This is a genomic window from Pseudenhygromyxa sp. WMMC2535, from assembly GCF_011083025.2.
This window is the reverse complement of record NZ_JABJWV010000001.1, coordinates 2,499,676-2,518,139: the sequence shown is the minus strand read 5'-3', so window position 1 is coordinate 2,518,139 and position 18,464 is coordinate 2,499,676. Positions and strand designations below refer to the sequence as shown.

Genomic DNA, 18,464 nt, shown 5'->3' with positions numbered 1-18,464 from the left:
GCCCGGAGCACCGCGGCTCAGACGAGCTCGACGGCGCCGAGGCGCTGGCCGGTCTCGAGCAGCTTCATGACCCGAGCGCGCTCGCGGGCGGTGAACGCCGGGGTGATCGGCCAGTTGCCCGTCGCGCGCATCAGCTCCTCTTGAGAGCTGTGGACTCCGCAGCGCGCGAGCACCTGCTCCACGTTCACGACCGCCTTGGGCAGGGGCGAGGGCGGGGTCGGGGCGCCGAGGGTGTCGGGGTCGATGCAGCTCGCGAGGTCGTTGACCCCCGCGGTGCGCTCGTTCATCTCGGGCAGGCCGAACCTGCGGGTGACCGTGGCCGGGAAGCTGGCGTGGTCGAAGACCGTGTGGTTGACGCAGCCCTTGCGCACGTGCGGGCCGATGACCACGGCCGGGACGCGGAAGCCCTGCTGCTGCCACTCGCTGCCCTCGGAGTCGGGGGTCGTCGGCGGCGGCACGTGGTCGTAGAAGCCGCCGTGCTCGTCGTAGGTGATCACCAGCAGGCACTTCTCCCAGTACTGCGACTGCGCCAGCGCCTCGTAGACCGTGGCGATCAGCGCCTGGCCCAAGCTGATGCTGTGCGAGGGGTGATCGTCGTTGCTGCTGAAGCTCGGATCCAAGATCACCACCTGCTCGAGCTTGCCGTCTTCGATGTTGGTGAAGAACTCGTCGAAGCTGTCGGTGCCGCCGAAGCCGAGCAGCGGGAAGGCGCCCCAGCGCCACGCGAGGTCGCCGTAGTAGTTGTTGTTGGAGATCCCCGCGTCGTTGCAGGCCTGCTGGACCGTGGTCGGATAGGGGAAGGCCGGGGTGTTGCCCTGGCGGCCGTTGGACGTCCCGCAGTGCAGGTAGTAGCGGTTGGGCCAGGTCGGGCCGAGCAGCGAGCAAAACCAGCGATCGCAGAGGGTGTACTCGTCGGCCAGGGCCCACAGCACCGGCAGGTCCTCGCGCACGTGGTAGCCCATGACCTCGTGGGCGAGGTCGATGCCATTTTCGGCGATCTGCTCGGTCACGAAGCCGTCGTTGGCGCCGTTGTTCCATTGGGCGTGGACGGGATCCCAGGCGTGAGGCGGATCCGCCGGCTCGAAGTTCTCGAGGTGGAAGACCTGCTGCTCCCCGCCGAGACCGTCGGGGTTGCTCTCTTCGCCCGTCAGCCCGTCGACGTCCGTCTGACCCTCGACCAGCTGGCGCGCGCCAAAGAAGTGGTCGAAGGAGCGGTTCTCCATGCACAACACGATGATGTGCTCGACCTCCGCGAGGGCGGCAGCGGCGTCGAGGCCCGTGTCGTCGACGCAGGCGTCGCCACCTGCGCTGGTCTCCGAGTCCGTGTCCGTCTCGTCTTGCGAGGTGTCGGTCTCGGTCTCGGTCTCGGTCGAGCCGCTCTCGTCGTCCGAGCCGCTCTCACCGCCGTCCGAGCCGCTCTCGGTCGTGCCAACCTCGTCTTCTCCGCCAGAAGAGTCGCTCTCTTCTGTACCGGTACCTGCGTCATCGGTACCCGACGCCCCCTCGTCGCTACAGCCAACTGCGGCGGCGCCGAAGAGCGCGCCCATGCCCTGCATGGCGCGGCGGCGAGAGATCAGCCTGCGGACGGAGTCGAGGACCTTCTTGCTCATTCGCCCGGCATGCTAACGCCGCGGGCGCTGCGACTGGGCCCCCGTGCGCTCAACGTGTCGGAGATGGCCCCAACGTGAAACAGGCACCCTCTCGGAGTGCCTGTCATCGCGTAACTTCGCGGAGCTCGAGCGGATCTCGAGCGGATCTTGCGCCGCTCATCGAGCAGCGGTCTCAGCTCGGCTTCAGCTCGGCTTCACCTCAGAAGGTGAAGTGCTGCGAGACGATCTCTTCGGGCTCGGTCTCGGGCTGGCGCTGGGGGCGAGCCTTGAGCACCGTGGGCACCGGGACGCCGGCCGCGTCGAGCTTTTCGGCAATGATCTCTTCGAGATAGCCGCTCACGCTGAACCCGTTGGCGTCACAGTAATCCTTGAGTCGCTGGTAGGTGATGCCCTTGACTGAGATGCTTCGCCGGGTCTGTCGCTTGGCCATGTGTGTCGTTGCTCCCCGTACTCGTCTCCTACGCCAACGGGATCTGGCACGCAAGGGTCATTCCACAAGATGTTGTGGTGCGCTCGATACGCGAACACCACATCCTGTGGATGGACCGACGGAAGTGATCGGAAACATTGCATAAATTAGCTGTCGATGGATTTATTTTAGACCGACCGATTCACCATCATCTAGATAGACTCATCACTGATATTTTCACCTGTGGAGAAGATCTCCGAGATCTCCTCAGGCAATTTCACGATGTTCGTTGTGGTTATGGGCCACCAGAGCGGCCCGCGGGGAGACCGGTGACCCACCAGACGCTTTTGGCGTATCGTGATCACCGGCGGACTTCGCCCTGTGACCTCCATGCAACCCGAGGCCGACACACGAGTGCTCTCGCCCCGCGTTGGGCAGGGGGACGCTCGGGAGGAGCAGCAAGAGCCGGTGCTCCTGCGGCGCTGGGTTGGTCGCTATGAGCTGATCCAGCGCCTGGCCCACGGGGGCATGGCGACGGTCTACCTCGGACGCGCCAAGGGCAAGGCAGGTTTCGAAAAGGTGGTCGCCGTGAAGGTGATCCACCCCCACCTGGCCAGCGAGGCCGAGTTCGTGGGCATGTTCCTCGACGAGGCTCGGATCGCGGCGCGCATCCATCATCCGCACGTCGTCGAGATCCTCGATCTGGGGCGAGTCGACGAGGGGGACGGCTCCTACTTCATGGTGATGGAGTTCATCGAGGGCGAGAACCTCGCCGCGCTGGTCCGCGCCCTCGGGGGTGAGCGCCTGCCGATCTCGGTGATCCTCCTGCTGCTCGCCGACACCCTCGAGGGTCTGGGCGCGGCCCACGACCTGCGCGACGGCGAGGGCGAGCTCTACCGCCTCGTCCACCGCGACGTCTCACCGCACAACATCCTCATCAACCTCGGCGGCTGGGCCAAGGTCGCCGACTTTGGGATCATGAAGGCCGCCGGCAAGTCGTCGAGCACCAAGACCGGCGAGCTGCGCGGGAAGCTGGCCTACATGTCCCCGGAGCAGGCGCGGGGAGGCCGGGTGGACCTACGCACGGACCTCTTCGCCGTCGGCGTGGTCGCCTGGGAGCTCCTCGCTGGCGAGCGCCTGTTCGCTTGCGAGACCGAGGCCGCGACCCTCGAAAAAGTCATGGCCTGCCGGATCCCCGCGCTGATCGGGAGCGAGGCGGAGCACGCCCGCCCAGAGCTCGACCTCGAGCGTTGGCCCGAGCGCGCCGAGCTGGCCGAGGGCCTCGACGCGCTCTTGGCCCGGGCCCTCGACGCGGATCCAAAGGCGCGCTTCGAGAGCGCCGCCCAGATGCTCACCGAGGTCAAGCGCCTCGCTCGGCTGTGCGAGGACATCCTCGACGAAGACCCCGAGCCGCGCACCTACCTCAGCGAGCTGATGCAGCGCTTCTTCCAGGCGCGGGTCGACTACGCCCGCGCGGCCCTGCGCCGCACCGGGGAGTACGACGCCCTCGTCGCCGACCCCGAGCCACGCAGCGCCCAGGCCCGCGACGACGACACGCGCTGGAGCGAGGCCACCTTGGAGATCGCCCGCCCCGTCACGGGCTCCAACCCCACCCTCATCGACGGCACCATAGGCCACCACGGAGACCCGCGGGCCCTGACCGGCCCCTACCCGCCGGTGCCCACGGGCTCACACCCCAGCCTGCCCGGTCAGGACCTCCGCGCCTCGGCCAGCTATCCCTACATCCCCGCCCCGCCGCCCGCGAGCACGTGGCTGATGTGGCTGCTCCTCCCCATGCTCGGAGCCGGCATCGCCGTCGCCGCCATGCTCGTCCTCTCCCCCTTCGCCCAGGCCCCAAAGAGCGACCCCTCGCCGGTCCAAGACCAGCCCCAGCCCCAGCCCCTCACCCCGAAGAGCGCGGCCACCAGCGCAGGCGCGACCGCCAAGGGCAAGGAGCCGACCGACACAGACAAAGCCGCCGCCAGCGAGGTCAGCTGGTTCATCACCACCCAGCCTCCTGGCGCCACCATCCGCCTCGAGGGCGAAGCCTGGTCCGACCCCACGCCGACCACCGTCAGCCTCCCACGCGGCGACACCACCATCGACCTCACCCTCGAGCTCGACGGCTACAAGACCGAAGTCTTCCCGATCATCCCCTCGACCGGCCAGAGCTTCAGCCACACCTTCGACCCCAACCCCACCTCGGCCAACAAAGCCCGCACCCGCCCGCGCGTCCGCCCCAGCACCGAGGCCGGCGACGCCACCGCTACCGCGGACACCCAAGACACCCCCGTCTTCGCCGGCGACAAAGCCCTCCTCGGCGCCCCCGACAGCCTCCGCGCCCCAGGCAAAGACTAGCGCGCGGGGCCTCCCACCCCAACCGCGCTACCCCGACCATCGAGTGCGGCGAAGACTCTGACCATCGAGTGCGACGGAGACCCCGACCACCGAGTGCGACGGAGGCCCGCCCATCGAGTGCGACGGAGGCCCCGCCCACCGAGTGCGACGGAGAAACTCCCCTCATTGTTGGCGGCGGAGAAACCCCTCGCCAAAGACGCGCACAAAAGGGACAGCAGGGGACCCCCTGAGCGAGTTTAGCGTACGTACTGCCCATTCGACGCAACAACCCACAAAAACCCCACCCCAGGCTATCGAGAATCAGGTCGAAGTCAGCGATCTGTTTGAGCGCAGGGGGGTCCCCTGCTGTCCCGTGCGCGAGCCTGTCGAGCACCGAGCTCTCCGCAGACCCCGAGACACCCCTCTCCGACAACAAAGACCCCATAAAACCAAAAAAGAGGACCCCACCAAAGCAGGGCCCCCTCGACCACCAAAATCCTCACCCCCTCAAGGCTGATCCCCCCCATCCATATTGATCCCATCCCACTGAAAGTTCGTCCCACACTCCTCCTCGAACACCGGCAACAACTCCGGCGGCAGATCCGGAAAGGTCGTCCCATACCCGAGCATGACGTTGTCCCGCGAGTCCAGGTAGGAAGGCTTCGGATCAGGCTCGATGCTCACCGCCAGCCCCAGCCCGCCCTTGCCCATGTTGTTCATCTCGATGAAGTCATCGAAGCTCATCGCGTACTCCTCTGGCAAGCTGGTCGAGTAGTACACCTCGAGCTCCGTGGGGTTGTAGATGTTCTTGGGCAGCAGCGAGAACATCACCCCCGCCTTGCCCAGCTCATCGAGGATCCTGTCGTACTCGAGGTCGAAGTGGACGTTGGCTTCGAGGGTCTCGGGATCCGGGTCGAACATCTGCGTGCCGATCATCTGACCCGCCGGCAGGTAGACCATGAACGCGTTCGCCGGCGGCTCGTCGAGCACCCAGTCCGTGTCGATGAAGTCCCCGCTGACCGCGTCGTACCAAAAGGGCGCGATCAGGTTGAACATGCGCGGGACCATCCACATCTGCCAGATCCCGTCCTCGACGCAGTCCGGGTAGGCGTTCCACTCCGTCGAGGGGTTGTACTCGTAGCAGAGGTCCGGGCGGTAGGGCAGGCCCTTGATCTGCGCGTCGATGGCCAAGGTGTTGGCGTTGCGGTCGAAGCTGACCGTGACCGTGCCCGTGTCCTCGACGCACATCGAGGGCTCCTGGATCTGGTACTCGCGGAAGGTGGTGCCGCCAAAGCCCCACTCCATGGTGATCGCGCCCTCGTAGTTGTCGGGCACGACCAGCTGATCGTGGCCGACGGGCAGCCCGCTGGGCACGGTCTCGGGGATGGTGTGCTCGAGGTCGAGGCTCGCGGGGTCCGTGAGCGCGTGCATGAACTCGACCATCTCGTCGAGGCGCTGCTCCCTGAAGTCCATGTCGGCGAGCAGCGGGCTGACGTGGTCGAGGACGAGGTCCTGGTTGGCGACCAGGGTATCGGAGAGCGCCGGATCGACGCCCTCCTCGTCGGGGTCGAAGTCGAGCAGGCTGGCCTCGGGGTCGAGGTAGTGCTCGATGAAGCTCTCGAGCGAGGTGTACTGGCCCGCGTGGCCCCACGGCCCCGTGAGGTCGATGTTGCGCAGCGGCGCGGTGCGGAAGCGGTAGAAGTCGTCGGTGCTGCGGCTGACGTCGTAGTGACCCCAGTCGTCGGTCAGCGAGACCCCGCGCGCGCCCTTGCCTGGGCCGATCTGTGGCAGCGCCGTGTTGTGGAACTCCACGTCGGTCAGCGAGGCGCCGCTGTGACATTGGGAGCACTTCGCCTTGCCCAGGAAGTGGTTGGCGCCCTGGAGCTGGTCCAGGCTCAGCGCCCAGTCGTCGCCGCGCAGGAACTGGTCCCAGGGTGTGTCGGCGGCCTCGAAGGCGGCGACCTCGAAGCCCGCGATGGCGTTGGCCGCGTGGGCGAAGCTCATGTCCTCGAAGTCCGTGCCGGGGTAGGCGGCCTCGAACATCTCGACGTACTCGGGGATCTGCGCGAGGCGGGCCATGAGCGCCTCCCACATCAGCGTGAAGCTGCTGTCTCGAATCAGCGAGAGCTCGCTGGTGCCCAGCTTTCCGCGCATCTCCTCGCGCGAGGTCACCGGGAACATCGCCTGGGCCGAGACCACGCCAAACTCGAACACGTCGAGCATCTCCTGCGTCAGCTCCTCGTCCGCGGGGCTCTCGACGCCCCCGTGGAAGCTGACCCGCCCGTCCCAGAACATCGTATCCATCGCGTGGAGATTGAATAGCGGCGGGGCGTTTCGAGGGATGAAGATACCGTCGGGGTGCACGCGATCGGCCCCCAGTCCGACTCCACCCACCCCAATGGACAGGCTCAAATTGTCATCTGAGCTCAATGTGGGGTGGTGACATGTCATACATGACACGTCACGTGTGCCTGATAGTTCCTTGTCGAATGCCAGCGCTTGGCCGAGCTCTACCAGCTCTTCGCGGACCTCGGGGGCCGGCGGCATTGCTTCGATTCCTTGCTGGTGAGCGCGATATCGAACTACTTGAGCGAGGATTAAATGATAGAGGATTTGAGAACCGCCGCGAAATTCGGGGTCCTCGTCCGCGATGACGTCAATTTCGTCATCTGCGATGTCACAGGCAGCAATCGGGGCAGAAATCCCCAGCGAGCAAGCGATTAGCCACGGCTCTACGCGCCGGCCATTCGGTCGGGTCATGTTTTTACCTCATCTTCGAGCGAAGGTTCGAAGAAGAACTTTAGGCGAGAGGAAATTATAAGCAATTACAATTTGCCCAATCTGTTATGAATTTTTCTGGGCAGTAGGGCTGCGATGAATCTCCGAGCGCGAAAAAGGGCGCTCAATCGCGCCTGTGATGAGCGCAGGGCCCACTTGCGGTGAGTGACGCCAAACCCCCTTTCCCTCGGTGCAACTTTGTTTTGGCGCTATCTAGAGTCGCAAAGCCGACCCCGAGCATCACGCGCCAGCGCCGTGGGGGGAGAGTGCACGGATCTGAGTCGTGGGTTTTGGACGCCGAAACCTGCCGGCCAGCCAGTTGAGACGGCCAGCCAGTTGAAACGGCCAGGGTCGAGCTCAGGCCCTCTGGAGCGCCCACTCAGCGCAAGCCGACGCGAGCCAGGGCAGCGAGGCCCGCATCGACGAGCTGCGCGGGGCTCCCCGAGGCGTCGACCACATCGCTGCGGCACAGGCGGGGATCCACGGGCGTCCAGCGCTCGCGGGCCGCGAGGTACACCGCCCAGTCCGCGTCGGAGGGGTCGCCGCGGCGGGCCGCGAGGCGCTCGCGGACCAGGGCCTCGGGAGCGGTGAGCACGAGCAGGTGCGCCGGGATCCCCCAGGCGATGGCGCTGTCCACGAAGCGCCGACGTCGCTCGCCGTCGATGAAGGTCGCGTCGACGATGGCGCGGCCCCCCGACAGGCAGACCGCGCCAGCGCGCTCGAGGCAGGCCGCGTAGGTCCGGTCGCTCCACGCTCGCGAGTAGATGCCGCCGTCGACGGTCTCGGCGGCCGAGGCCAGGGGATCGAGGCCGGCGAGCTGCTTGCGGACCTCGTCGGCCCGGATCCACTCGAAGCCAGCGCGCTCGTGCAGGCCGCGGGCGAGGACCGACTTGCCCGTGCCCGGCAGACCCGCGAGCAGGATCAGGCACGGCCGGCTGGCCGGTTCGGAGAGCTCGACGAGGGCCAGGCGCGCGCGGGCCTCGGCCTTGGCGCGCGCCTTTTGTTGGGCTCGCTCCCCGAGCTCGGCCTCGGCGGCGGCCATGGCCGCGACCTTGGCCCGGACCATGGCGCGGTAGCCCGTATAAAAGGAGAGCAGCGCGGCGCCCTCGTGATCTCGGCTGGCCGCGAAGAAGGCGTCGGCGAAGGCCTGGGCCAGAGACCAGGCGCCGCGGGCCTGGAGATCCATCATCAAGAAGGCGAGATCCGAGATCGGGTCGGCCCAGCGGAAGCGGTCGGTGAACTCGATGCGGTCGATGACCAGCAGCTCCCGGGCGCCGGGGAGCTCGAGCATGGCCTCGGCCCGGGCGCGGTCTTCGGCCGTGGCCGAGGGCAGGTGATAGACGTGGTCGAGGCGCAGGTCGCCGTGGGTGTCGCGGACGTGGCCGCGCTGGTGGCGGTCGTGGATCGTCTCGCGCACCCGGGCGAGCTCGGCCTCGGTCGCCGCGCGCACCCGGGCGAGGAGCGCCGAGTCCATGGGGGCCGGCCGTCCAGCCGCCTCGGCTGCGGCGATCAGCGCCTCGAGCTGGCTGAAGTTCTCTCGCGCGTTGCCGCTGACCGTCTCGATGTCGCCGAGGCGCGCGAGCTCGGGGTGGGCCTGAGCCGCGGCCTCGCCGGCGGCGTAGAAGCTGGCCAAGGTCGAGGCGAGCGCGCGCAGCTGCGGCGGCTCGAGGGCGCCGCGGCGCAGGAGCTGCTCGAAGGTCGCCGAGTCCGGCAGGCGCCGCATCCACACCGCCCACTCGAGCACCTGGCTGGGGTCGGGGCTGGGGTCGGGGTCGGGATGATCGGGATTGGGGCGCAGGACCCGGGGGCGGCCGTCTTCGTCGGCGACGATCGCAACGACGCCCAGGTAGACGCCGGGAGCGAGGGCCGCGTTGACCTCGACCTCGGCCTCGCAGTCCTCGCGCCTGGCCGCGAGGGTGGTGAAGTTCAAGAACCCGAAGTCGACGGGCTTGTGGATCTTGAACACCTCCTCGCCGACCAGGAACACGGCCGAGATGTGGGTCTGGCACAGCTCGATGGCGGGCGCGGCCGCGGGGTCGAGCCAGGGGTAGGCCCGCGCCTCGGACAGGCCAGCGATCAGCGCCTCGAGCTCCATCGTCATGGCTTCACTGCGAGCGCCGGGGCAAGAGCACGTCGATCACGCTGGGTCCGCCACCCTCGTCGCCGCTCGGACCGAAGGCCGCGGCGCGGAAGGCCAAGCTGCCCTGCTCGAGTCGCGTGCGGACCTGCTCGGGCAGGCCGTGGTCACCCTCGAGCAGCGAGCGCAGGCGGGCGGGGACGTCGGCGTTGGCCTCGGCCCACAGGACCTCGTCGGGGTTGCCGGCGTGGGTCAAGACCAGCATGCCTGGGCCGCCGCGGAGCTTGGCGATGTGCTCGGCGTCCAGCGGCAAGTTGGGCGACCAGCTCAGGCCGCTCTCGGGCTCTTGGTTGGGGAAGGCCGGCGGGTGTGCGGCGGGCAGGCCGACGAGACCGCGGATCACGTCGAGGGAGGACACGAAGCCCACGACCTTGTCGCTGGCGTCGACGACCACGAGGTGGTGATAGGCGAGCTGACCCATCTCGCGCCCGGCCTGCTCGGCCTCGGCGCTGGGAGAGATCGTCGCCGGCGGCGTGGTCATGTGCTTGTCGACGCTGTCCTCTCGCGACGCCCGGGCGAGGTTGCGCAGCGAGACCAGGCCCAGGGCCACGCCCTCCTCGTCGACCACCGGCGCGGCGGTGATCCCCAAGGTGAGGATCATGCCGAGGACCTCGCCGACGAGCTCGTCGGTGCGCACGGCGTAGACTTCCTTGTTCATGATCTCGGCGACGGTGGTCATGGCGCGCGCGCAGACTAGCAAGGATCGCGGGGCCTCGCAGGCGCCGAGGATGCGCGCGTGGGTGGCTCCGGCCCCGCGAGATCATGTGAGGGTGGTCGCGGGGCTTGCCGCCGAGCCGCGGGCGGTGTTCGATGAGCCCGATGTCTCGCGCCCCTCGTGCCCTCGTCCTCGCGCTGCCGGCCCTCGCCCTGGGCGCCCTGGCAGCCTGCGCGCCGCCCAACGCGGCCACGCCCTATCCGACGACGGAGCCCCCGGAGGGCGAGGCGCAGGCCGAGCAGGCGCAGGCCGGCGATCCCAACGTGGTCCGCTTCCTCGGCCGCGAGATCGACCTGGCGCCCTTCATGGAGGGCTTCCCCTATGAGCGCTTCTCGCCGTCTCTGGAGCACGGCGAGCTGTTCTTCATCGAGACCGGGGACCGCTACCTGCTGCGCGCCCTGGCGCTGCCGCCCGAGGGCAGCGAGCCGCGCAGCCTCGACCTCGCCCAGGCCCCGGCGATCACCGAGGTCGACTGGTCGACGCGCAGCTTGTGGGGCGTGAAGGTGCACGGCGAGACCGACACCCTGTGGCTCCACGCCGACGCAAGCAACGACGAGCAGATGAACCTGTGGCGCCTGCCGCTGGCCAAGGGCGACGCCAAGGCCGACGCCAAGGACGACGCGGGGCTGCCCGAGCCCGAGCAGCTGACCTTCGCCGACTACGTCTACGGCTTCGGCTTCTCCGAAGACGAGGCCCGCGTCGGCTACCTCGCGCGCAGCGGCAAGCAGGCGCCCTACCGCACCTGCCTGCGCCTGCTCGACGCGAACGACCCCAAGGCCGAGCGCGCGGACCAGGAGGTGGTCTGCGACAGCCCCGAGCTGAGCTTCACCTGGTCCGACCTGCATTTTTCGCCCAGCGGCGAGCAGGTCTACTTCGCGGCCCTGCGCGAGGGCGACCGCAAGCGCGCCCAGCTCGTCGAGGTCGACCTTCGCAGCGAGCTGCCGCGGGTGAAGGTGATCACCAACGAGAAAGTCTCGCGCAACGCCCCGAGCGTGCTCGAGGGCTGGGTCGACGGGGACCAGCTGCTCTTCACCGCCAACGACGAAGGCTTCGACAATCTCTATAGCTGGTCGCGCAAGACCCGAAAGACCCGCAAGCTGAGCGACCTGAGCGAGGAGATGCTCGGGGCCGTGCGCACCGAGGCCGGGGTGTTCATCGCCCACGGGACCCCGGCGGGCAGCACCTTGGCGATGCTCGACGCGCGGACCGGCGCGCGCCTCGGCGAGGCCCAGGTCCCCGCCAAGGTCTCGCTCCTCGACGGCCACGGCGGCCGGGCGCTGTGGTCTCAGCAGTCGCCCAGCAAGGTCTGGGAGCTCGACCTCGCCAGCTTCTCGCGCACGGGCGACGAGCTCGAGCTCGCCAACACGACCCTCGTGGGCCTGCCCGCGCAGCTCGAGGGCGAGCTCGTTCGCTGCGAGGTCGAGGCCGCCAAGATCCCGACCTTCGACGGGCGAGAACTGCACGCCTTCGTGCTCCGGCCCAAGCAGCCCCTCGCCGCCGAGGCCGGCGGTCCGGTGGCCATGGTCCGCTCGTTTTACGGCGGCGACAACGAGTGGAACCGCTACGACCAGATCCTCTGCGCCGCGGGAGTCACCGTGGTCTCGCCGGCGGTCCGCGGCTCCTCGGGCTTCGGCAAGGAATTTTACGGGCTCAACGACCGCGACCTCGGCGGGGACGAGATCGTGGATCTGTTTTGGGTCGCGCGCTGGATCGCGTCCGAGCTCGGCGTCGACCCGGGCCGGATCGGCGTCTACGGCCGCAGTCACGGCGGCTACGCGACCATGCGCGCCATGACCTTCCCGCCCCAGACCAACGCGCGCGACGAGTCCTACCGCTTCGCCTTCGGCCTGGCCGAGGCCGGCTTCTCGGACATCGTGGCCTTCCACGACGCGACCAACATCCCCGACTGGGTCGTGCTCGAGGCCGGAGACCCGGCGGTGCCCGAAGACCGCACGCGGCTCGAGGATCGCAGCCCGGTCAACCATGTGGATCTGCTCCAGGCGCCGATCTTCTTGCTCCACGGCGCCAACGACTGGCGCGTGCCGGTGGATGGCTCGCGCGCCTTCGTCGAAGCGGCCGAGGCCGCCGGCAAGCAGGTGACCTACGTCGAGGTCCCCGGTCAGGGCCACCACATCGAGGGCCAAGAGCGGATCGTCGCGGCCTGGCAGGCGCGCTTCGGGTTCATCGAGGGCGTGCTCGCCGGCGACGCGGCCGAGACGGCGATGAAGACCGAGGCGAGCGCGAAGACCGAGGGCGCCGGGGAGGCCGAGGGCGCCGAGGCCCCGGCGCCCTGAGCTGCGCCCACGTGTGCCCGGCGCGAGCGTGGACGGGGCCCGCGGGCGCTGCTAACACGGCGGCGTGCGTTTTCGAGATCGCGTCGTCATCGTCACCGGAGCCTCCCTCGGCGTGGGCCGGGCCGCCGCCGAGTCCTTCTTTCGTGAGGGCGCCAAGGTCGTGCTCGTCGCCCGCCGCCTCGGCCCGCTCGAGCAGGCCGCCAAGGAGATCGCCGGCCGCGAGGACCACGAGCGCCTGCACGTGATCCCGGCCGACGTCGCCGAGCTCGACTCGCTGCGCGCCATGGTCGAGGGCACCGTCGAGCGCTTTGGCGGCCTGCACGGCCTGGTCAACAACGCCGGCGCCCACTTCCGCGGCCCGCTGAGCACCCGCTCCCCCGAGGAGCTGGGGGTCATGGTCGACGTCAACTTGCGCGCCCCGATCGTGCTCACGCGCCTTTGCCTGCCGCACCTCCAGGCGGCCACGGGCGCGCGCTTCGTGGTCAACGTCGCGAGCTTGGCCGGCAAGATCCCCCTCGACGGCGCGGCCACCTACTCGGCCACCAAGTTCGCCCTGCGCAGCTTCTCCTTCGCCCTGGCCGAGGAGCTGCGCGGCTCGGGGATCAGCGTGTCCGCCGTCAGCCCCGGGCCGATCGACACCGGCTTCATCATGGACGAGCTCCACGAGGTCGAGGACATCGTGCTCTCGCAGACCATGTGCACCGCCCAGGACGTCGCCGACATGGTCCTCGACTGCGCGGGCGATGGCCGGCGCGAGCGCGAGTTCCCCGTGGGCGGGGGCAAGCTCGCAACCTTGGGCTACCTGGTCCCCGGCCTGCGCCGGGCGATCAAGCCGGCCCTCGAGCGCAAGGGCGCCAAGGTCAAGGCCAAGCTGATCCGCGAGCGCAGCTGAAGCTCCGCGCACGCCACATGTGCTTCGACCGAGCGCCCGCGCAGGGCGGGGCTCGGTCGAGTCGGGCTTGGGGACGGACGCGGCGGCGCGCTCAGCCGAGCAGGCGGGTGCGCAGCGAGTGGTCGAGGGCCTGCAAGCCGCGGCGGAGCTCCTCGGCTCGGGGATCGTCCCGGGGCAGGTCGACGTCCATGAGCAGCAAGCCCACGCCGCCGCCGGTCTCGAGCCGCTGACCGGTGATGTTGAGGCCGACCTGCGAGACGACCTGGTTGGCCGCCGAGAGCACGCCGGGCACGTCGCGGTGGATGTTGACCAGGCGGCAGCCGCCGGGGCGCAGGGCGGGGGCGTCGATGTTGGGCAAGGTGATGCAGGCCGTGGTCCGGCCGGTGGTCATGTAGCCGGCCAGGGCCTCGCTGACCTCGCGGCCGATGTTGGCCTGGGCCTCCTGCGTGGAGCCGCCGATGTGCGGGGTCAAGATGACCTCGCGCAGGCCCTGGAGCGGCGAGGTGAAGCGGTCCCCGGCGGCCTTGGGCTCCGCTGGGAACACGTCGATGGCCGCGCCGGCGACGTGCTTGGACTGGATCGCGTCGCGCAGGGCTTCGATGTCGACGACGGTGCCGCGGCTGGCGTTGACCAGGTAGGCGCCGCGCTTCATCTTGGCGATCTGCTCGGCGCCGAACATCCCCCGGGTCTCCGGGGTGTTGGGCACGTGCAGGGTCACGAAGTCGGCCTCGGCCAGGAGCGCGTCGAGGCTCTCTGCCGCGCTCGCGTTGCCCAGGGGCAGCTTGTTGACGATGTCGTGATAGATGACGCGCAGGCCCATGGCCTCGGCGAGCACGCTGAGCTGCGAGCCGATGTGCCCGTAGCCGATGATGCCCAGGGTCTTGCCGCGGACCTCGTGGGCCCCCTTGGCGTCCTTGCGCCAATTGCCCTCGTGGGCCGCCCAGCTGCGCGCGAAGAGCTGGCGCGAGAGCGCCACGACCTCGGCGATGACGAGCTCGGCCACGGAGCGGGTGTTGGAGAAGGGCGCGTTGAACACCGCGACGCCGTCCTCGTTGGCGACGTCGAGATCGATCTGGTCCGTGCCGATGCAAAAGGCACCGACTGCTACCAGGCGCGGCACGGCCTCGAAGATCTGCTTGCGGATCTTGGTCTTGCTGCGCACGCCGATCATCACCGGGCCCTCGCCGGGCAGGGCGTTGAGGGCGGTGATCAGCTCGTCGGGGCCGAGGCCCGCGGAGCTGCGGTGGACGGAGATGTTGGCCCGCTCGAAGGCATCGTCGGCGGACGCGTGAATGCTCTCGCTGAGCAGGACGTGGGCACGGATCACGGTGCGCGAGTCTGCAAGCCAGGGACGCCGGGGTCCAGGGGTGGTGGGCGCTGTGGGCGCGATTGGCCGTGATCGCGGGGGGAAGGGCGCTCACGGCTGGGTCGCCGACCGCGGGGCAGGGTGCTGTCGCGCTGGTGTCGGGGGGTCGCAGTCGGCTACAGTGTCTCGCAGCGATCTTCTCGAAGTTTTCCTGAAGTAGTTCAGCGGAAGAACGGCTGGCTGACCAGTTGGGCGCAGGTTCGAATCCTGCCTTCAGGTTCATGAGTGACACGGAAGATCCCAAGCCGAGCGCGTCCATCGGCTACGCCTTTTCCAGGCTCGAGCGCGCGCTGAAGACGGCCACCTCGCACGCAGACGCGGATGTTAGAGCGCGCGCTCGAGCGCGGCACGAGGCCTGGGCGAGGGTCGTCGAGGGCATGGCGGGAGGCCGCTTGCAGATCGGCTCGCGCACGCCCGTGGCGGACACCCCGGCGTGGGTCACCCTCGAGGTCGTCCACGGCGGGTTTGCGACGGGTCGCTACCTCGCCGAGGGCGAGCTGCGAGCGCACGAGCTCGCGCTGCTCGATACGCTGTCGGCCCCGGGCAAAGACACCCCGCGGGCCCGCCTCAACGCCTGGTACCTCGGCGACGCCGGACAAGCGCAGCTCGCCGCGGCCGTGGACGAGGGGCGCCTGGAGATCGCCATCCCCGAAGAGGCGGCGCTGCCCGTGGTCGCGGCCTTGCTCGCGCGCGGTCGGGAGCCCGAGGCGCTCGAGCTGATAGCGACCTTGGGCCCGCTGATGCACCGGCTGCGCTTCTACCCGCGCTTGCGGGCGACCCCCGTGCTCGAGGGAGGATGCGTGCGTCGCCGCAGCGTGGCGGAGGTCGCCAGCATGCTGCGGGCGACCCGACCCAAGCCCCAGGTCGCGGCCATGACCGAGGCGCTGGGGATCTGGAACCCGCTCTATGATCGCCTCGTCGAGCTGTGGCTCGAGACCCTGGATCCCGAGGACCCCGCGGGCAGGCCACGCTTGCGACGTGGGGACGATGGCCAGCTGCTGCGAGGCGAGCACGGGCAGCCGCTGCTCGCGGGGGGCTGGCCGGGCTCGCGGGACTCGGCGGCCTGGTGGACGCGGCGCGCGGCCTGGCTCTCGGACTATCGCGCGGCGGCGCAGGCCCACGCGCTTTGTGGCAAGCATCGTCGGCGCAAGAGCAACTTCTCGCGCCTGCGCGAGGCCTTGGAGGCGGCGGAGTCGGTTCGCGGTCGCGGCCAAGGGGGCCTCGGGGCGCTCGGCGCTCGCCTGCTCGGGGGCGTACGTCTGGCGCTCGCCAACACCCTCAGCAAGCACGGCGCCCCCGGCTCGGGCCCACGCGAGGCGCTGCGTCGGGCTCAGGCCGAAATCGCGGCGCGCCCAGGCTTCGCGCAGATCGCCGTGGTCATCGCCGATCGCGTCGCTCGCTACCCGGGCGAGGGCGGCCTGCCCACGCTCGAGGGCTTCGATGATCCAATCTCCTCGAGTGAGGCCGCGCAGGCCTCGATACCCGCGGGGACCCGCGTACCCTCGCACCTGAGCTCCAAGCTGGCGAACGCTCTGGAGGCGCCGATCCCCGCGCTCATCGAGCGGGGGGTGATCTCCTCCAGCGAGGTGCTCGCGGAGCTGCTCCCGCAGATCACGGCGCAGATCTGCGCCGCCGGCCTCGACGATCCGGGGCTGCGCGGGCTCTTTGCCCAGACCTACGCGGCCTTTCGTCGTCGGCGCTCACTCTTGCTCCTCGACCTGAGCCACCAGGTCCGCCTCGAAGAGTTGCCCTGGATCGCCGCGCTCGAGCCCCTTCGTCGACCGGGGCTCGACGGGCAGCGTGAGGCTCGCCAGACCCTCGAGCAGCTCGTGATGTCGGCCCTTTGTGGCTTCCCGCAGACGATCGTCCCCAATGTGTTGACGCGTGAGTTGGAGGCTGTGGCCAAGCGCGCTGGACTCGAGCTCCCCCTCGTCCAGGAGCTCGCCGTCGACATCTTCATGGGGACCTTCACCGCCAAGTGGCCGGAGGCCGCGCGGGAGGCCTGCGAGCGGCTCGAGGGCAAACTCTACGCGCGCTACTACGACCTGCCCTCGCCTCGGGACGAGGCCCTGCATGCGCCCAGGGGTGTCGGCAAAGCGCACGCCGAGCAGGCCGGCACGCGCTTCGCGGCGCTGTGCAAGCAGCGCTCGTCGGAGGCGAGGATCGACCCGCAAATGAACCTCGAAAACTGCGGATGGCTCGAAACCCGCGGGTCGCAGCTCGAGCAGTGCCAGATCCTCACGACGCATAATTTGGCGACGCTGACCTGGGGCCTCGGCCTCGAGGCCAAGCTCGCCAAGTTCGCGGCCGAGCTGGCCGCGCGCTGCTTTGCGTGGATCCTCGGTCGCCGAAGGCAGCGGGCTCCCAACGAGTGGAGCCGGCAACACGTGATCAAAAACGCCGGCTATGCCTGGCGCCAGGCGATCTTCTGGCTCTCGCTGTGCAGCGAGTCGGAGCAGGGCGCCGCCCTGAACGAGCTCGAGCGTGGGCTCGCGGCTGCGCCTGGCGTCGAGCTCGTCGCCCTGGCGCAGGCCGTGAGCGGGCTGCGGATGGTGCTCGAGGGCGGACGCTTCGACGCCGAGGGTCGCGGACCGCTCGGCGAGCGTCGCTTTTTGGGCTGGGGCATCGGCGGTCACTGGATCACGGGCCAAGCCCGTGGTGCTCGAAAAATCAACTGGTGAGTGAGACGAACCCCTGAGGAAGGATCCTCGGGTCGCCCCCGGTCGCCTCGGTCGCCTCGGTCATGGGGAGGAGGGGGAGAGCCCATCCTCGGCGATCCTCTGGAGCAGGAGCCGCCGAGTCAGCGCGATGATGTCTGGGCTACGCAGGGGCGTCGTCGCCATGACGAGGTAGCGTCGGCCCTGGGCCGCTTGCACGGGGAGCGCGAAGGGGCAGCTGCTCATGGTCGAGAGCTCGCCGACGCAGAGGCTGGCGATGGGCGTCTGAGCCCAAGCACTGCGTTGATCAGGAACAGTGACCTGCGGGGCAAAGTGGCGAGCGCCGCCAACTCTGGCCCCCGACCAGTCCATGGTGACGCGCGCGTCGAGACGCGCTCGAACTTCGTCCCTCGTCATGAGCGTCTGGCTGGGGATCGCCAACAGCGGGCCGAGATCGTCGAGGTAGACGGAGACGAAGCGTACGCGGCGAGTGGACTGGCCGATCACGGCGCGAAGCGGCCCGTTTTCGAGATCGTGGTGGGTGCCGAGCGCGTCGACCTCGGCGGCCGTCGTGATGCCGGCGATCCGCGAGTTGGTGAGCGGCTCGATCCGATGCGCTTCATGAGGGAGGCGCTCGTCGACTCGGTCGACCACGCAGTAGTCTTCGTCTGCACGGGGCGCGTCGATGCGTCCGCGCCACAGCTCACCTGCGATGGGGGACCATCGACGGATGGTCTCTTCCGTCAGCGAACACTCGATCCAGGCGGGTGCGGTGGGTGTTCTCAGCAGGCCGCGCCAGCGCTGGGTGCAGTCGGCGAGGGACTGCGCGCTGGTTCCTCGACAGGCGACCGTGTCGAGGAGCAGCAGCTCCGGCGCCGTCGGAGCTGTCGCAGGTGGAGGAGGCTCGAGCTCGGCCGGCGCCACGGGGAGCGGCGAGGGGGCGGGAGCGGCGGCCACCTCGTGTATGGCCTCGCCTCTCTTGGCAGGCTCGGAGGGGAGGGGCTCGTCGGGCGGGAGCTCGCGTTGGCATGCAGCCGTCCACCCGAGGAGCGAGACCAACAGGGCCCTGAGACGCGCTCGCATGATCGGAGCGTAGCGTACTGGAGTCGACTGGCGTGACGGGCCGCGAGCCCCCTTGCAGGTCGCTCTCGACGGCCACGATGCCGAAAACCCTGTCCATGGTTTTCGACCTCGCCAGGCGACTGGGCCCCCGGTCCGAGCGCCGAGGGCGTCGCAGGGTGCTCGGTTTTTCATCTATCATCGCGGCGT

The 18,464-nt window shown here is 69.3% G+C and carries 11 protein-coding genes and 1 tRNA gene; 5 read left to right on the top strand and 7 right to left on the bottom strand.

Features of this window, described 5'->3' with window-relative positions:
* Positions 1 to 17: 17 nt before the first annotated feature.
* Both G6O69_RS09565 and G6O69_RS09560 read right to left on the bottom strand, forming a co-directional pair.
* Positions 18 to 1,610: an alkaline phosphatase family protein gene (locus G6O69_RS09565; protein WP_172303211.1), complete on the bottom strand. Its 1,593-nt coding sequence runs from the start codon at positions 1,608 to 1,610 to the stop codon at positions 18 to 20.
* A gap of 199 nt (positions 1,611 to 1,809) precedes the next feature.
* Positions 1,810 to 2,040: a hypothetical protein gene (locus tag G6O69_RS09560; protein WP_172303210.1), complete on the bottom strand. Its 231-nt coding sequence runs from the start codon at positions 2,038 to 2,040 to the stop codon at positions 1,810 to 1,812.
* A gap of 369 nt (positions 2,041 to 2,409) precedes the next feature.
* On the opposite strand from G6O69_RS09560, the gene G6O69_RS09555 reads away from it, so the two are divergent.
* Positions 2,410 to 4,377, top strand: a complete 1,968-nt coding sequence (locus tag G6O69_RS09555) for a serine/threonine-protein kinase (RefSeq protein ID WP_255216190.1) — start codon at positions 2,410 to 2,412, stop codon at positions 4,375 to 4,377.
* 486 nt (positions 4,378 to 4,863) lie between these two features.
* Here the strand turns inward: G6O69_RS09555 and G6O69_RS09550 are convergent, their stop codons facing one another.
* The 3 genes from G6O69_RS09550 to G6O69_RS09540 form a co-directional block, all read right to left on the bottom strand.
* On the bottom strand, positions 4,864 to 6,903 hold the full coding sequence (locus G6O69_RS09550) for a cytochrome c peroxidase (protein WP_172303208.1): 2,040 nt from the start codon (positions 6,901 to 6,903) through the stop codon (positions 4,864 to 4,866).
* 610 nt (positions 6,904 to 7,513) lie between these two features.
* A complete protein-coding gene (locus G6O69_RS09545) occupies positions 7,514 to 9,235 on the bottom strand; it encodes a bifunctional aminoglycoside phosphotransferase/ATP-binding protein (protein WP_172303207.1) in 1,722 nt (573 codons plus the stop codon).
* Between the two features lie 4 nt (positions 9,236 to 9,239).
* Positions 9,240 to 9,950, bottom strand: coding sequence for a CBS domain-containing protein (locus tag G6O69_RS09540; RefSeq protein ID WP_172303206.1), 711 nt, complete (start codon positions 9,948 to 9,950; stop codon positions 9,240 to 9,242).
* A gap of 140 nt (positions 9,951 to 10,090) precedes the next feature.
* Between G6O69_RS09540 and G6O69_RS09535 the strand changes: the two genes are divergently transcribed.
* Positions 10,091 to 12,280, top strand: coding sequence for a prolyl oligopeptidase family serine peptidase (locus tag G6O69_RS09535; RefSeq protein WP_172303205.1), 2,190 nt, complete (start codon positions 10,091 to 10,093; stop codon positions 12,278 to 12,280).
* 64 nt (positions 12,281 to 12,344) lie between these two features.
* Positions 12,345 to 13,172 carry an SDR family oxidoreductase gene (locus G6O69_RS09530; RefSeq protein WP_172303204.1) on the top strand — a complete coding sequence of 276 codons (828 nt, stop codon included), beginning with the start codon at positions 12,345 to 12,347 and terminating at the stop codon, positions 13,170 to 13,172.
* Between the two features lie 91 nt (positions 13,173 to 13,263).
* Here the strand turns inward: G6O69_RS09530 and serA are convergent, their stop codons facing one another.
* Positions 13,264 to 14,499: a phosphoglycerate dehydrogenase gene (gene serA, locus G6O69_RS09525; RefSeq protein ID WP_346017023.1), complete on the bottom strand. Its 1,236-nt coding sequence runs from the start codon at positions 14,497 to 14,499 to the stop codon at positions 13,264 to 13,266.
* Positions 14,500 to 14,688: 189 nt separating this feature from the next.
* Between serA and G6O69_RS09520 the strand changes: the two genes are divergently transcribed.
* Positions 14,689 to 14,757, top strand: a tRNA-OTHER gene (locus tag G6O69_RS09520).
* A gap of 2 nt (positions 14,758 to 14,759) precedes the next feature.
* Positions 14,760 to 17,219: a hypothetical protein gene (locus G6O69_RS09515; RefSeq protein WP_172303203.1), complete on the top strand. Its 2,460-nt coding sequence runs from the start codon at positions 14,760 to 14,762 to the stop codon at positions 17,217 to 17,219.
* A 60-nt stretch (positions 17,220 to 17,279) separates the two neighbouring features.
* Here the strand turns inward: G6O69_RS09515 and G6O69_RS09510 are convergent, their stop codons facing one another.
* Positions 17,280 to 18,278, bottom strand: coding sequence for a hypothetical protein (locus G6O69_RS09510; protein WP_176396738.1), 999 nt, complete (start codon positions 18,276 to 18,278; stop codon positions 17,280 to 17,282).
* Between the last annotated feature and the right edge of the window lie 186 nt (positions 18,279 to 18,464).

Coding starts and splice junctions, on each gene's coding strand:
- G6O69_RS09515 (WP_172303203.1), top strand. CDS start 14,760: ATGAGTGACACGGAAGATCCCAAGCCGAGCGCGTCCATCGGCTACGCC.
- G6O69_RS09535 (WP_172303205.1), top strand. CDS start 10,091: ATGTCTCGCGCCCCTCGTGCCCTCGTCCTCGCGCTGCCGGCCCTCGCC.
- G6O69_RS09565 (WP_172303211.1), bottom strand. CDS start 1,610: ATGAGCAAGAAGGTCCTCGACTCCGTCCGCAGGCTGATCTCTCGCCGC.
- G6O69_RS09555 (WP_255216190.1), top strand. CDS start 2,410: ATGCAACCCGAGGCCGACACACGAGTGCTCTCGCCCCGCGTTGGGCAG.
- G6O69_RS09560 (WP_172303210.1), bottom strand. CDS start 2,040: ATGGCCAAGCGACAGACCCGGCGAAGCATCTCAGTCAAGGGCATCACC.
- G6O69_RS09510 (WP_176396738.1), bottom strand. CDS start 18,278: ATGCGAGCGCGTCTCAGGGCCCTGTTGGTCTCGCTCCTCGGGTGGACG.
- G6O69_RS09545 (WP_172303207.1), bottom strand. CDS start 9,235: ATGACGATGGAGCTCGAGGCGCTGATCGCTGGCCTGTCCGAGGCGCGG.
- G6O69_RS09540 (WP_172303206.1), bottom strand. CDS start 9,950: ATGACCACCGTCGCCGAGATCATGAACAAGGAAGTCTACGCCGTGCGC.
- G6O69_RS09550 (WP_172303208.1), bottom strand. CDS start 6,903: ATGCCGCCGGCCCCCGAGGTCCGCGAAGAGCTGGTAGAGCTCGGCCAA.